Raw genomic sequence first — 14277 nt, forward strand, 5'->3', positions numbered from 1 at the left:
CTAATAACCAAAACAATTAATACACATCTGTTACCAAATGTAATCAAACCCAGAATTTTAGCCGCTCACAGCAGGCTACTCATCGCACAAAAAATCAATAAACACGAAAAAATGAAAACAAAATATTAAATATGATAAATATATAACTATTTACATTAACAAATTATTGACCAATTATCGTACGGCCTGCCCAACCTATTAACTAATTAAGGGACAGAGGCTTCCAGGGATGAGGCAATTCACATAACAATAATTTGAGAGAACAAAATGCAACATAAAACATTCAACTTATCCAAAGTCTCATTGCTTACCTTGTCCGCCTTGTCCTTATTGGCTACGGCCGCACAAGCTGCTCCACAAAAATCAGGTATCACCTTAGAAGTGAATGAAACCAAAGCTATTGAGCCGCCAACCCGCTTTATTGTTAAATACAAAAATGCTGCAACCTTATCTGCACAAGGCCTGGCCAGCACAGCAACAAGCTCAGTGAATCAATTAAAAACTCATGCTGCTTCTGAATTATCCAGCCGCGCTGGCGAGCCTATGAGCTTTGTGCGTTCTTTAGCTGTCGCTAACCGTCATGTGGTGAAAGCCGAGCGTCGTCTGTCAAAAGCTGAAACTCAACGTACCATTGAGCTGTTAGCCCAGGATCCAATGGTGGAATCGGTTGAAGAAGACCGTATGTTACAAATTGCAGCTGCTCCAAACGACACTCAGTACACCAGTCAATGGCATTATTATGAGTCCACAGGTGGTTTACGTGCCAACACGGCATGGGATAACGCCACAGGTACTGGAGTTGTAGTTGCAGTATTAGATACAGGCTACCGTCCACATGCTGACTTAAACGCCAACATTCTGCCTGGTTATGACATGATTTCTGACAACTTTGTTGGTAATGACGGTAATGGTCGTGACAACAATGCACAGGATCCGGGTGACTGGATTTTAGCGAACGAATGTGGTGGCACACACGCCGCTCAGGATTCTTCATGGCACGGTACTCACGTTGCAGGCACAGTAGCTGCCGTGACTAATAACGGTTCTGGTGTAGCTGGTGTGGCTTATGGCGCTAAAGTAGTACCAGTGCGCGTATTAGGTAAATGTGGTGGTTATACCTCAGATATAGCTGACGGTATCATTTGGGCCTCAGGTGGCACAGTGTCAGGTGTTCCGGCGAACGCCAACCCGGCTAAAGTCATCAACATGAGTTTAGGCGGTTCAGGAGCCTGTGACTCTACTACTCAGGCAGCCATTAACTCCGCACGTTCACGTGGTACAGTTGTTGTGATTGCATCAGGTAATGACAATGCAAACGCCAACAACTTTAACCCGGGTAACTGTGCTGGTGTGGTAAACGTTGCATCGACTAACCGCAGCGGTGGCCGCGCTTATTACTCTAACTACGGTACCTCTATTGATGTGGCTGCACCTGGTGGTGCTATGAACTCAGCCAACGATCCTAACGGTATTCTGTCTACTTATAATACTGGTACCACTACACCTGGTTCAGACAGCTATGGGTACAGTCAGGGCACTTCAATGGCAGCTCCTCATGTAGCAGGTGTTGCAGCGTTAATAGCTCAGAAAAAACCAGCAGCTACACCGGATGAAATTGAAACCATCCTGAAAACAACTACCCGTTCTTTCCCTGCAACCTGCACCAGCTGTGGTACTGGTATTGTTGATGCTGCAGCTGCAGTAGCGGCAGCTTCAGGTACTGGCGGCGGTGGTGGCACAGGTGCAACTTCAACTGTGAACAATATTTCTGTTGCACGTAACAGCTGGAAATATTACACAGTGGTCGTTCCTGCCGGTATGAGCGTTCTGACTGTCAATACCTCTGGTGGTTCAGGTGATGCTGATCTGTATGTACGTCGTGGTTCACAACCTACCACTTCTACTTATGACTGCCGTCCATACCTGAATGGCAATACTGAAAGCTGTACTTTCAATAACCCTGTTGCCGCCACTTACCATATTGGTATCCGTGGTTACACAGCGGTATCAGGTGTAACCTTGACAACCTCTTATCAGCCTTAATCCCTGGGCTTTTAGGTGAAGATCCCGGTATTTGCCGGGATCTTCTTTTCTAGCCTTCAGAAGTTCATTTTTGCAGGCCATCCAAAATAGCGCACTGGGGTTGATCGTCACCGCAACAGCTGTCGGCTAATTGTTGCAATACCTTTTGCATCTGCTGTAATTCAGCTACTTTTTGTTTTATTTCATCCAGATGCTGTTCAGCCAGTTGCTTTACTTCTCTGCTGCTGCGCTGTGGATCACGCCATAACCCCAACAAAGAGCTAATTTGTACTATTGAAAAGCCTAAAGTACGAGCCTGTTTAATAAAACCCAGTTGCTGCAGCTGTTGACTGTTATACAACCTATAGCCCGCATCTGTTCTATTGGCTTTAAGCAACAACCCTGCTTCTTCATAATAACGAATCATTTTGGCAGAAAGCCCGGTCTGTTTTGCAGCTTGGCCAATAGTCACTAAAGAATTAACCAAAGTAGCCATCATTTTACTCCTTTGCTTTCCAGCGCTGTAATAACAAGGCATTGCTAATCACCACTAAACTGCTACAAGCCATAGCAGCACCCGCAATCACCGGATTTAAATACCCTAAAGCGGCCAATGGAATGCCCACTATGTTAAAGATAAAAGCCCAAAACAGATTTTGCTGAATTTTACGGAAACTAAGCCGTGCTATCTGTAAGGCGGCGCTGACTAACAGCGGTTGACTACGCATTAAGGTCATAGCTGAAGCACTGACAGCCACTTCTGTACCGCTCGCCATAGCTATACCTAAATCAGCCTGCGCCAAAGCTGGTGCATCGTTGATGCCGTCCCCCACCATCGCCACTTTATAACCTTGTTGCTGCCAAAGCTGAATGGCAGCCGCTTTTTCAACTGGCAGCACTTCTGCTTGCCAGTGGGTTAACTGCAGTTGCTGCGCTATTGAAGTCGCACTGGCCTTAGTGTCACCCGTTAACATAGCCACTGCTATACCTTGTTGTTTTAATAAGCTGACGGCTTGCAGCGCATCAGGTTTTAACTCGTCAGTAAAACAAAACAATGCTAATAACCTATAACTTTCATCAGCTTGTTGCTCTGCCAGCCAGGATACTGATGCACCGCTGGTTTGAATTTGATCTTGTGGTAACTCAAGCCCAAGCTGTTGCATCCAGTGACTGCTGCCAAGCACTAAGTCATGGCCTTCAACCTTGCCCAATACACCTTTACCTGCCACCACCTGAAACTCTGCTGTTTCAACAGCTTTGACCTGATGTTCTGTGGCATAACTAACCAAAGCTTTGGCTAAAGGATGCTCACTGTGCTGCTGCAACGAGGTGGCCCACTTCAGCAGCTTCGGCTCATCAATAAAAGTGCTGAATTGCTGCAACAGGGGTTTGCCCTGGGTTAAGGTGCCTGTTTTATCAAACACCACCAGTGTTATGGCTTGGGCTTGCTCTAAGGCTGTGGCGTCTTTAATCAAAATGCCAGAACGTGCCGCTGAACCTGTACCTGCCATAATAGCGGCTGGTGTTGCTAAGCCAAGAGCGCAAGGACAGGCAATCACCAGCACAGCCACTGCATTTAAAATACCAGCCACCCAGTCATCCGTTATAAAACCCCAGCCCAGTAAGGTGACTAAAGCTATGACCAATACCGCAGGTACAAAGATGGCACTGATTTTATCCACCAGTGCCTGCACCGGCGCTTTAGCCCCTTGAGCCTGCTCTACCAGTTGAATAATACGGGACAAGGTAGATTCAGCTCCGACAGCTGTCGCTCTGATTTGTAATACCCCATCCAGATTGACAGAACCACCAGTCACTTTATCAGCCAGTGTTTTAGGGACTGGCACAGACTCACCACTGATCAGCGCTTCATCGACATGGCTTTGGCCTTGCTCAACCAAAGCATCAACCGGAATGCGTTCACCCGGCTTTACCAGCACCAGATCACCTTTTTGTACAGTTTCTGCTTTTACTTCCAGCCACTGACCATTTTGAAACAAAGTAGCCACAGCAGGTTTTAGATTCTCCAGAGCTTTTAAGGCATCAGTAGTGCGTTTTTTTGCTTTGTGCTCAAGGTATTTACCTAAAAGCACCAGACTTAATACCGCACTGCTGCTTTCAAAATACAGGTGAGGGGCGCCGTGTTGCCCATGCTGCGCATTAAAACTCCACCATAAATACAACGACAAACCATAAGCAGCGCTGGTGCCTATGGCCACCAGCAAGTCCATATTGCCACTGCCTGCTTTGAGTGCAGCCCAGCCTGCTTTGTAAAAACGCGCGCCAAAATAAAACTGCACTGGAGTTGCCAGCAGCCATTGCCAGAAAGACGGCAGCATCCAGTCCACACCAAACAACAAGCCAAACATCGGTAGGACCAAAGGTAAGGTAAGTACTATGCTTGCAGCAACAGGCCACCACTCCTGCTGATAAAACCCAGTTCCTGTCGTTGAAGCCTCTGCTTTTTCTTCCGGCAAACTGGCCTGATAACCTGCCTTTTCGACTGCGGCTATCAGTTGTTGTGGCACAAGTGAAAGGCCGCTGACCGTTGCTGTTTCACTGGCCAGATTAACACTCGCCTGCTCTACACCGCTGACCTTTGCTAAAGCTTTTTCGATGCGGCCCACACAGGAAGCACAGCTCATTCCGCTAATATTCAGTTGGATCTGTTCAGACATACCATGACTCCAGACAAAAAAGGTGCAATGACCTGACAGTAATAAGGCTAAAGCTTACCCTTAGGGTAAGGTCAACGGAAAAATTCAACTAATGAGCTTTAACGAACAGTGCTTGACCTTACCATGGGACAAGCTTGCACCATGTTCGCGAACTCACAAAGAGCAGCAAAAAAAGGAAAGACCGATGAAAGTACAATTGAAAGTAACAGGCATGAGCTGTAACCACTGCATCAGCATGGTGAATAAAGCCGTAGCAAAATTGCAGGCTGATGCCAAAGTGACAGTTGACTTAGCACAGCAGCAGGTGAGTGTCGAAAGCGATTTGGCAGCAGAGGATATTATCGCAGCGCTGGATGAAGCCGGTTACCCGGCTACAGAGCTTTAACTTTGCAGTAACTTTGGTTTAGCCAAAACTCAACTACAAAAAGGTAAAGCAGCCAAAGCAGACTCAAACTGGTAGTGAAAGCCAGCAATAGTCTGAGATTTTGCGCTGATCACTCTGCGGCTTGGTGTTGCTGTGCTTTTAGACTCAAATACCGGAGCTGGCAGAGATGCCAGTTCACAGGCTGTTAAATAAAACTCTGCTTTAGAGCAAAACGCAGGACTAGATAAGTTATACAGCTCTGGCCACAACTGCTGCTGAACTATGGCTGATACTGCAGCACAAATATCGCTGCTATGCACCATATTCACCGCCACATCAGCTGCACCAGCTTGCTTGCCAGATAAAAACCGAGCCGGATGACGGCCTGGACCAATTAAACCCGCCAGACGTAAAGTGCAACAAGGCACTGCGACTCTTAATAATTGCTCACCCACAGCCAGTAATTCAATACGCGGATCGGCCAGTTGTAACTGGCTTTGTTCATCCACCTCGCCAGACAGTCCTTCATAGATGCCAGTGCTGCTTAAATGAATGCAAGCTACAGCGCCTAACTGCTTCATCAAAGTAGCTAGCTGAGCTACAGCTCTGGTGTAGCTCTCACCGTCAGAACGGCTGGCAGGAACTGTGCAGATAATCAGGGCGTCCTTAAACAAAGATTCCAGTTCTGCTGTAGGCCTTACAGATTGTCCCAAGTCCAACACAAAATGACCAAACTGCTCAGTCACAGCAGAAGATTTAGTGGCACTGCGGCTACTGAGCCATAACTCATGCCCATCTGCTTTGAGCTGTGTCGCCAGTTGAGTTCCCAACCAACCTGCACCTATCACTAATATTTTCATACCTGAGCCTTCACAATCCTGATGTTGAGTTTGATAGTAACAGAATACCGATTGCGATTTTTATCAAATTTCCACTATTTACAACTTATTCATCAATTTTTATTGATCCGCGTCAACACAGCAGACAGACAAAAGGCGTAGCTTAGTGTTCACTCATGCTGATGTATGAGTTTTAGCTACTGATTACTGTTTTAACCAAAATAACAGGCCCACAGTTCCAGATGGAGGAGCAATCCGAATGGATGTTGTAGAACTATCACGGTTACAGTTTGCCGCTACGGCAATGTATCACTTCTTATTTGTGCCCTTAACTTTGGGTATGACCTTTCTACTGGCCATTATGGAGTCAGTTTATGTTATGACAGGTAAAGAAATTTACCGTGATATGACTAAATTCTGGGGCAAACTATTTGCGATTAACTTCGCTTTAGGCGTCACCACTGGCATAGCGATGGAGTTCCAGTTTGGCACCAACTGGTCTTATTATTCGCATTATGTGGGGGACATTTTTGGCGCACCATTGGCCATTGAAGGCCTGATGGCATTTTTCCTTGAATCCACTTTAGTGGGCTTGTTCTTTTTTGGTTGGGACAGACTAACCAAAGTGCAACATTTAACTGTGACCTGGCTGGTGGCTTTGGCCTCCAACCTATCGGCGCTGTGGATTTTAATAGCCAACGGCTGGATGCAACATCCTATTGGTGCAGAATTTAATTTTGAAACCATGAGGATGGAAATGGTCAGCTTCAGCGAAGTGGTGTTTAACCCTGTCGCGCAAGTGAAGTTTGTCCATACCGTCTCCGCAGGTTATGTCACAGGCGCTATGTTTGTGCTGGCCATTTCGGCCTGGTATATGCTCAAAGGCCGTGACTTGGCTTTTGCCCGCCGCAGTTTTGCTATTGCCTCCGCCTTTGGTTTAGCCAGTGTGTTGTCTGTGATTGTGTTGGGCGACGAGTCTGGTTATGAGCTGGGTGATGTACAAAAAGTAAAACTAGCGGCAGTAGAAGCTGAGTGGGAAACCCAAAAAGCACCAGCAGATTTTACCCTTTTCGGTATCCCGAATGAAGAAACTCAAACCACTGACTATGCGCTGAAAATTCCGGGTGCTATGGGCCTGATAGCCACTCGTTCTTTGGATAAAGAAGTGATGGGCCTGGCGGAGCTGAAAGACATTCACCGTCAGCGTATCGTCAATGGCCAAGCTGCTTATGGTCTGCTGAAAAAACTCCGAGCCGGTGAAAAAACGCCGGAAAATATCGCAGCCTTTGATCTGGTGAAAAATGACTTAGGTTATGGCCTGCTGTTAATGGCTTACACAGAGGATCCTGTCAATGCCACTGCAGAGCAGGTGGAACAAGCTGTACAGAATAGTATTCCTAAAGTGGCACCGCTGTTCTGGTCCTTCCGTGTGATGGTAGCAGCAGGTTTTATTATGCTGCTGGTGTTTGCCTTGTCCTTTTATCACAGCGCAAAACGTACACCAGAGAAACCACGCTGGTTACTCAAAGCCGCACTGTTTTCGTTACCTCTGCCATGGATTGCCTGTGAAGCGGGTTGGTTTGTCGCTGAATATGGTCGTCAGCCATGGGCTGTAGGTGAAATATTGCCCACGCATTTAGCGGCTTCCCAACTCAGTACCACAGAAATTTGGATCAGCTTATTGGCTATTACCGCGCTTTATACAGTGTTTCTGATCATCGAAGTCTGGTTGATGCAGCATTTTGCCCGTAAAGGCCCTGCTTCTATCCATACCGGCAAGTATCACGGCGAACAGGCCCGGGAGGTTTAACATGGATTATGAATTTTTACGCTTTATCTGGTGGTTGTTGGTTGGTGTCCTGCTGATTGGTTTTGCCGTAACAGATGGTTTTGATATGGGGGTTGGTGCACTGCTCAAAGTCATAGGCCGCGACGATACCGAACGCCGTATTTTGATCAATGCAGTCGCGCCGCACTGGGACGGTAATCAGGTCTGGTTGATCACTGCAGGTGGTGCTTTATTTGCTGCCTGGCCGCCTGTGTATGCTACGGCCTTCAGCGGTTTTTACCTGGCGATGATGCTGACATTAGCAGCGCTATTTTTACGCCCTATCGGCTTTGATTATCGCTCTAAGCTGGATAATGCCGAATGGCGCAGCAACTGGGACTGGGCCTTAACAGCTGGTTCTGCCATACCTCCAATTATTTTTGGTGTGGCATTTGGCAACCTGTTGCAAGGTGTGCCTTTCCACTTTGATGACCTGCTGCGGATTTACTATACAGGTTCATTCTGGGCTTTATTAAACCCATTTGCCTTGCTGGTGGGAGTATTGAGTCTGCTGATGTTTATCAATCAAGGCGCTTGTTATCTGCAAATGAAAACCGAAGCGCCGCTACGCCAGCGTGCCGAAGCTGTGTCTTTAATCAGCGCGACTCTGGCAGCTGTGTTGTTTATAGCAGCAGGTGTATGGCTGGCTTCTGCTGGTATGGGCTATAAAGTGACTAGCCTGATCGACAGCAATGCTATTAATAGTGCTGTGACTAAAACAGTGGAAGTGAGCAGTGGCGCCTGGTTTAGCAATTATGAAACTTATCCGCTGTTATGGATTTTCCCGGTGCTGGGTGTAGCGGCTTTCCTGCTATCAGCCTTTTGCAGCAAACTGGCCAAAGGCTGGCAAGCTTTTGTTGCCTCTTCACTTGCACTCACAGGGGTGATTATGACCGCCGGTGTGTCTATGTTCCCTTTTATTATGCCGTCCAGCAGCATGCCAAATCACAGCCTGACGATGTGGGATGCAACCTCCAGTGAACTGACATTAAAAATCATGTTTGTGGTGGCCTGTATTTTTGTGCCCATCATTCTGGCCTACACAGCCTGGTGTTACTGGAAAATGTGGGGCCGTTTAAACCGCAATTCTATTAGCGAGAACAACCACTCATTGTATTAAGGAGCAGCGTTATGTGGTATTTCACCTGGATTTTAGGCGTGTTACTGGCCTGCTCTTTTGGCATCATCAATGCGATGTGGCTGGAGTTTAATGGCTACCCCGGCGAAGAGAACGAGCCATCAGAGTAGATAAGGATTTGATGCCTGTGTTGTCTTTGAGGCAATTAGTCCAGTCAGAAAAAAACCGCTTGTACCTCGCCATAGCGCTGGGTGCAGCGGCCTCTTTACTGATGATCTGGCAGTGTTGGTTGCTGGCAACTTTGTGCAATCTGGCTTTACACCAGCAACCAATTCCAACGGATTTGCTGCTGCATATTTTAGTGCTTTGGCTGCTGCGCCCTGTGCTGTTGGCAGCCAAAGATTTACTGGCGCTCTCTGCCAGTCAAAAGCTACGTACTTCAATCCGCCATCAGCTACTTGGCATTATTAGTCAGGCTGGGCCACTGCGGCAGCGTATCGCCTCTGACGGTGATTTATCTACCCGTTTGCTGGAACAAGTCGACGCGCTTGACCCTTATATTAGTCGTTATTATCCGCAGCTTTATCTTGTGCTGCTTTGCCCTTTATTTATATCCATCGCTGTAGCCAGTCAAAGCCTGCTAGCCGCCCTGCTGTTATTAGCCACAGCTCCACTTATTCCACTTTTTATGATTTTACTCGGCAAAAAAGCCGCAGAAGCCAGTCAGCAACAAGTTCAGGCTTTAGGTTTATTAGGCGGACGTTTTCTGGAGTTTTTACGAGGCGCGGCGCTTATCCGTCAATTACAAGCTGAACCATTGGTACTGAACAGGCTAAATAACGCCAGTGAAGAGTACAGAACCCGCACCATGTCGGTGTTAAGCAAAGCTTTTTTATCCGGCGCTGTGTTGGAGCTGTTTGCCTCTTTAGCCATAGCACTGGTCGCTTTGTATCTGGGTTTAGGTCTACTTGGCGAGCTGCCTTGGGCTAAAGCGCAAATTCCTGTGTCTTATCAACCAGCGCTGTTTATTTTACTGATGGCGCCTGAGTTTTATGCACCACTGCGACAATTGGGTGCGGATTATCATGCCAAAGCTCAGGCCGAAGCCGCTTTTAACAGTCTGGCTCCTATCTGGGCTTTAGCTGTTTGTACAGGCGGCGACACTCCAGCCCCAACAGAGCCGGTCTGTATTGAGTTCCGGCAATTAAGTGTGTTGGGTTCAGAACACAGAGCTGCGTTACTAACAGATATTCAGGCGCAGGTTTTACCGTCGCAACGTATTGGCTTAGTAGGCCCAAGCGGTGCTGGCAAAACCAGTTTGCTCGAGTCTTTATTAGGCTTTCAGCAGCCGGATCAAGGTCAGATCAGTATTGGTGATCATGTTTTAACTGATCTGAATTTAGCCCAATGGCGACAGCAGCTGGTGTATTTATCTCAACAAAGCCAGTGGTTAAGTGGCAGTTTGCGCAGTAATTTGCTGCTGGCCAAAGCATCTGCAACAGAAGCTGAACTCAAACTGATATTGCAACAGGCTTTTTGTGCCGACTTTGTCTTTGCTTTGCCTGCGGGTCTGGACACAGTACTTGCCGAGAGTGGCATTGGCTTATCGGGCGGACAACTGCAGCGCCTGGCTCTTGCCAGAGCTTTATTAAAACAAAGTTGGTGTTGGCTGCTGGATGAACCGGCTTCTATGTTGCATCCTGAACAACAGCAACTGTATTTTCAGCAAGTAGAGCAGTTAAGCCGCGGCAAAACTCTGCTGCTGGCGACCCATCAATTGCAGCATCTTGACTGGCTGGATCAGGTTTGGTTAATCAACCAGGGACAGATTATCGCCAAAGGCACAGTGGCAGAAGTTCAGGCGCATCCGCTGTATCAGGCCAGTTACCGGCAGGACGCCTTATGAAAGATCAACTGAAACTATCAGCTTTAATGCGCCCGCACTGGCGCTGGTGGTTACTCAGCCTGGCTTTAGGTGCTTTAACCCTGGCCAGTATTATGGGGCTATTAACTGTCTCCGGCTGGTTTATTACTGCCTCTGCTTTGGCGGGTTTGCATCTTGCCAGCGCTGCCAGCTTTAACTATTTTGGCCCTGCAGCCCTTATCCGTTTTTTTGCCATCAGCCGCACAGCCAGCCGCTACTTCGAACGCCTGAGTTCACATAACGCCATCTTGTTATTGCTGCAACAATTGCGGCTATGGTTTATGCGACGTTTTTTAGCCAGTAGCGTTCAACCTGATACTAAATCAGCCGATCTGTTGCAAAAACTTATCACCGACATAGATCGACTGGATCAATGGCCTTTGCGTGTGGTCGCTCCAGTATTCTGGGCCTGCCTGATAAGTTCTGGCTGGCTCACAGCATTGTGGTTTTGGCAATCCGAACTGGCCCAGGTTGCCTTGGCATATCTCTGTATCTTGTTATTAGTACCAGCTTGCGGTGTTGCATTCGGTTATCGACGCGCCTGTACCTTAGTAGAACTGGCATCAAAGCGCCGGCAAGAATTACTGGAGCCTTTATCAGCTCTGACTATGTTGCAACTGCATCAGGGCTGGACAGCTGCAGAGCAACAATGGCAACAGACAGAACGCCAGTACCAAGACTTGTTATGGCGCCAGCAAGTGCTGGATTTGTGCTGTCAATTTTTGCTATTTAGCGGTTTAGCGCTGATGAGCTTTCATTTGCTGATCATCGCTTTGCCTTTAGCGGCAGAACAGCAGATCAGCATTGCAGCCCTGGTGGCTATGCTGATGTCCACTTTAGCTTTAACAGAACTCTGGTTGCCATTGGCGACTTTATATCGGCACCTGGCGGACAGCGCCATGGCAAAACAGCGACTGAATCAAATTCAGCCAGAAGCTCCGACCGGCACTTGCACTGGCTTAACCGGACCAATAACACTTGAGCTGCAGCAACTTAGTGTTGCTTATCCTGGAGCATTACAACAAACAACACCAGTGAATTCCAGCTTAAAAGCTGGCGATATGCTGTGGCTACAAGGTCCATCCGGAGTGGGAAAATCGACCTTACTCTCCACTCTGGCAGGCTGGCTGACGCCTGTATCAGGTCGTGTTTTGCTCAATAGTAAAGAGCTACAGCTTTATACAGCGTCAACGCAGCGGGAGCATATTAGTTTGTTGTCGCAACACGTCAGCTTATTTAATATGACCCTGGCGGCGAACTTACGCATGGCTAGGCCAAATGCCAGTGATGATGAGCTGCGCCAAGTTCTTACAGATACTGCGTTAAGTGATTGGCTAGCCACTTTACCACTGGGGCTTGACACTGAACTGGGTGAATACGGGGTTGCAGTGTCAGGTGGGCAAGCCAGACGCATTGCCTTAGCCCGCTTGTTGTTACAAAACAGCAGTATTCTTTTACTCGATGAGCCTTTAGTGGGCTTGGATCCAGATACCGCACATCAACTCATTCAGACCCTTCGCCATCGTTGTCAGCAACAAATTCTGATCATTGCCAGTCATCAGACATTAGCTGTTGACCTGGGTTGCCATCAATTGCATTTAAAGTTGTTGTAAATCAAACAAAAATACCCACCAACTCCGCGCTCTTAGCTATGTTTAAAGAATGAGATGATGTTTTTTCACTAAAAAATCAAATGAAAATTTGATAAATATGAAAAAACTAGTAATTCAATTCGTCGGGTTGTATAATTCATGCGACAAAAGTTAATGCAATTGTAAAATTGGTACAATTCCAAATCAATGAAGTATTACAGGGACATCCGACCAGCAGCAGGGCCGCACACCTTATAGAAAACAAAAACTTAGTCAAGGTTGACTACTGATTTTTAAAAGGCTGAACCCCTTTGGCCTGCAAAAACGTACAACATTATAAAATCGATGAGGATACCCTATGTTAAAACGTAAATTACTGGCAATCACTATTGCTGCGACCCTGTGTGGCACCAGTCAGGCTGCAGTAGACATCAATGGTTTTGCTTCGATTAAAGGCGGTATGGCGCTGAGTAGCGATGACGAACTCTACGGCTATGACGATGATTTCAGCTTTAAAAATGAAAGCTTAGCTGCACTTCAGGTGAAGTCGGATTTAGGCGATAAACTCTCAGTCACTGCGCAGCTGCTAGGCCGTGGTTCTGATGATTGGGATGTTAAATTTGAGTGGGCTTTTTTAAGTTACGATTTAACCGACACTTTGCGTGTGAACGCAGGTCGTTTAAGAACGCCGTTTTACAAATACTCCGATTTCCGTGACGTAGGTTATGCCTATGACTGGTCTCGGGTGCCACAAAGTGTCTACGGTTTAGGTTTCGATAATATCGAAGGCGCCTCGTTATACCACACCACCACTTTAGGTAATTTTGATTCTGCTCTGCAGTTTATTCTCGGCAGTTATGATGGTGATGCCGCTATTGGCGATGCCGCTGCAGATGCGCAAATTGACAATGTCACAGGTGTAGCCTGGGAATTGGGTCAGGATGGGTATTCATTCCGGGTGGCTTACCTTGTAGGTAAAACCACTTTTTATGTGGATCAATTAGACAGCCCTGCAGGCTTGTATGCACAGTTAACAGGCTTTGGTTTGGGAGCTTTGGCTAAAGATTTAGACATAGTGGATGAATCCAGCTCTTTCGCCGGTATTGGTTTTAATATCGATAAAAATGACTGGTTGCTGGTGTCTGAAATCACTAAAGCCACGGTAGACGACTCTTTTATCTCTGATCAGGAATCCTACTACATTTCTATTGGTCACCGCTTTGACAGCATCACACCTTATGTGTCTTTTGAAAAAGAAGACAATAAGGCCAAAACTGAAATTTATGCAGGTGTGCCAACTGCTTCACCAATTTTTGCTCCTGTTGCGGGTTTAGTGAACAGTCTGGAAACAGAGCGGGATAGCATTAACGTCGGTGTGCGTTATGACTTCCACCCTTCAGCTGCATTTAAAGCTCAATATACCAATGCAGACAATAAAACGGCTGATCGTAAAGACAGCGTACTGGTTGTTGGCGTAGATCTGGTGTTTTAAGGAATCAAATCATGTTAAAAAAATTAATCTTAATTCCTGCCCTGACTCTGAGCTTTATGGCTTTTGCCAATGTTGCAGTGATAGTTCACCCATCTAATGCGGCAACTTTGTCACAGGACGACATCAATAAAATCTTTACCGGCCGCGCCAAAAGTTTTACCGATGGCAAAGCCGCTGAGCCCATGAATCTGGCGGAGGCTGTTGCAGTTCGTGCGGATTTTGACCAAAAAGCTCTGGGCCGTTCTTCCAGCCAGATGAAAGCATATTGGTCTAAACTGATCTTCACTGGCAAAGGAACACCACCAAAAGAATTGGCGTCGGAACAGGAAGTGCTGGATGCAGTGGCAAAAAACCCTGCGGCCATTGGTTATGTCAGTGCAGGTGCTGTAACTGGCAGTGTCAAAGTAGCCTTAACACTGAACTAAAGCTTGTCCAGGCAGGTGAGCGCATCACCTGCCTT

Annotated in this window: 12 protein-coding genes; 9 read left to right on the forward strand and 3 right to left on the reverse strand. The window is 47.0% G+C overall.

Annotation, left to right across the window (positions count from 1 at the left end; all coding sequences use genetic code 11):
• Positions 1-267 precede the first annotated feature (267 nt).
• Entirely contained in the window at positions 268-2043 is a 1776-nt protein-coding gene (locus tag LSG34_RS17635; RefSeq protein ID WP_233010438.1) for a S8 family peptidase, read from the forward strand.
• A gap of 64 nt (positions 2044-2107) precedes the next feature.
• Here LSG34_RS17635 and cueR read toward each other — a convergent pair whose 3' ends face one another.
• Both cueR and LSG34_RS17645 read right to left on the reverse strand, forming a co-directional pair.
• A complete protein-coding gene (cueR, locus tag LSG34_RS17640; protein ID WP_233010440.1) occupies positions 2108-2518 on the reverse strand; it encodes a Cu(I)-responsive transcriptional regulator in 411 nt (136 codons plus the stop codon).
• 4 nt (positions 2519-2522) lie between these two features.
• Complete coding sequence (locus LSG34_RS17645) at positions 2523-4700, reverse strand: heavy metal translocating P-type ATPase (protein WP_233010441.1); 2178 nt, start codon at positions 4698-4700, stop codon at positions 2523-2525.
• A gap of 184 nt (positions 4701-4884) precedes the next feature.
• Between LSG34_RS17645 and LSG34_RS17650 the strand changes: the two genes are divergently transcribed.
• Positions 4885-5085 (forward strand): heavy-metal-associated domain-containing protein, encoded by a 201-nt coding sequence (locus tag LSG34_RS17650; RefSeq protein WP_233010442.1) that lies wholly within the window; start codon positions 4885-4887, stop codon positions 5083-5085.
• A 29-nt stretch (positions 5086-5114) separates the two neighbouring features.
• Here LSG34_RS17650 and LSG34_RS17655 read toward each other — a convergent pair whose 3' ends face one another.
• On the reverse strand, positions 5115-5924 hold the full coding sequence (locus LSG34_RS17655; protein WP_233010443.1) for an NAD-dependent epimerase/dehydratase family protein: 810 nt from the start codon (positions 5922-5924) through the stop codon (positions 5115-5117).
• A gap of 238 nt (positions 5925-6162) precedes the next feature.
• Here LSG34_RS17655 and LSG34_RS17660 point away from each other — a divergent pair, with 238 nt between their 5' ends.
• The 7 genes from LSG34_RS17660 to LSG34_RS17690 all read left to right on the forward strand — a co-directional run bounded on the left by LSG34_RS17660 (position 6163) and on the right by LSG34_RS17690 (position 14242).
• Complete coding sequence (locus LSG34_RS17660; protein WP_233010445.1) at positions 6163-7713, forward strand: cytochrome ubiquinol oxidase subunit I; 1551 nt, start codon at positions 6163-6165, stop codon at positions 7711-7713.
• Position 7714: 1 nt separating this feature from the next.
• Positions 7715-8851 (forward strand): cytochrome d ubiquinol oxidase subunit II, encoded by a 1137-nt coding sequence (gene cydB, locus LSG34_RS17665; protein WP_233010447.1) that lies wholly within the window; start codon positions 7715-7717, stop codon positions 8849-8851.
• A gap of 11 nt (positions 8852-8862) precedes the next feature.
• A complete protein-coding gene (gene cydX / locus LSG34_RS17670; protein ID WP_053425345.1) occupies positions 8863-8979 on the forward strand; it encodes a cytochrome bd-I oxidase subunit CydX in 117 nt (38 codons plus the stop codon).
• A 17-nt stretch (positions 8980-8996) separates the two neighbouring features.
• Positions 8997-10715, forward strand: a complete 1719-nt coding sequence (gene cydD, locus LSG34_RS17675; RefSeq protein ID WP_233010448.1) for a thiol reductant ABC exporter subunit CydD — start codon at positions 8997-8999, stop codon at positions 10713-10715.
• Positions 10712-12346: an amino acid ABC transporter ATP-binding/permease protein gene (locus LSG34_RS17680; RefSeq protein ID WP_233010449.1), complete on the forward strand. Its 1635-nt coding sequence runs from the start codon at positions 10712-10714 to the stop codon at positions 12344-12346. Before cydD ends, LSG34_RS17680 begins: the two co-directional genes overlap by 4 nt.
• A gap of 337 nt (positions 12347-12683) precedes the next feature.
• Complete coding sequence (locus LSG34_RS17685; protein ID WP_233010450.1) at positions 12684-13817, forward strand: hypothetical protein; 1134 nt, start codon at positions 12684-12686, stop codon at positions 13815-13817.
• A gap of 11 nt (positions 13818-13828) precedes the next feature.
• On the forward strand, positions 13829-14242 hold the full coding sequence (locus LSG34_RS17690) for a type 2 periplasmic-binding domain-containing protein (protein WP_233010451.1): 414 nt from the start codon (positions 13829-13831) through the stop codon (positions 14240-14242).
• The last annotated feature ends 35 nt before the right edge of the window (positions 14243-14277 follow it).

The sequence above is a fragment of the Rheinheimera faecalis genome (assembly GCF_021290965.1).
In the GTDB taxonomy this organism is placed as follows: Bacteria; Pseudomonadota; Gammaproteobacteria; order Enterobacterales; family Alteromonadaceae; genus Pararheinheimera; species Pararheinheimera faecalis.

Coding starts and splice junctions, on each gene's coding strand:
- LSG34_RS17645 (WP_233010441.1), bottom strand. CDS start 4,700: ATGTCTGAACAGATCCAACTGAATATTAGCGGAATGAGCTGTGCTTCC.
- LSG34_RS17680 (WP_233010449.1), top strand. CDS start 10,712: ATGAAAGATCAACTGAAACTATCAGCTTTAATGCGCCCGCACTGGCGC.
- LSG34_RS17650 (WP_233010442.1), top strand. CDS start 4,885: ATGAAAGTACAATTGAAAGTAACAGGCATGAGCTGTAACCACTGCATC.
- LSG34_RS17685 (WP_233010450.1), top strand. CDS start 12,684: ATGTTAAAACGTAAATTACTGGCAATCACTATTGCTGCGACCCTGTGT.
- cueR (WP_233010440.1), bottom strand. CDS start 2,518: ATGGCTACTTTGGTTAATTCTTTAGTGACTATTGGCCAAGCTGCAAAA.
- LSG34_RS17635 (WP_233010438.1), top strand. CDS start 268: ATGCAACATAAAACATTCAACTTATCCAAAGTCTCATTGCTTACCTTG.
- LSG34_RS17655 (WP_233010443.1), bottom strand. CDS start 5,924: ATGAAAATATTAGTGATAGGTGCAGGTTGGTTGGGAACTCAACTGGCG.
- LSG34_RS17660 (WP_233010445.1), top strand. CDS start 6,163: ATGGATGTTGTAGAACTATCACGGTTACAGTTTGCCGCTACGGCAATG.
- LSG34_RS17690 (WP_233010451.1), top strand. CDS start 13,829: ATGTTAAAAAAATTAATCTTAATTCCTGCCCTGACTCTGAGCTTTATG.
- cydB (WP_233010447.1), top strand. CDS start 7,715: ATGGATTATGAATTTTTACGCTTTATCTGGTGGTTGTTGGTTGGTGTC.
- cydX (WP_053425345.1), top strand. CDS start 8,863: ATGTGGTATTTCACCTGGATTTTAGGCGTGTTACTGGCCTGCTCTTTT.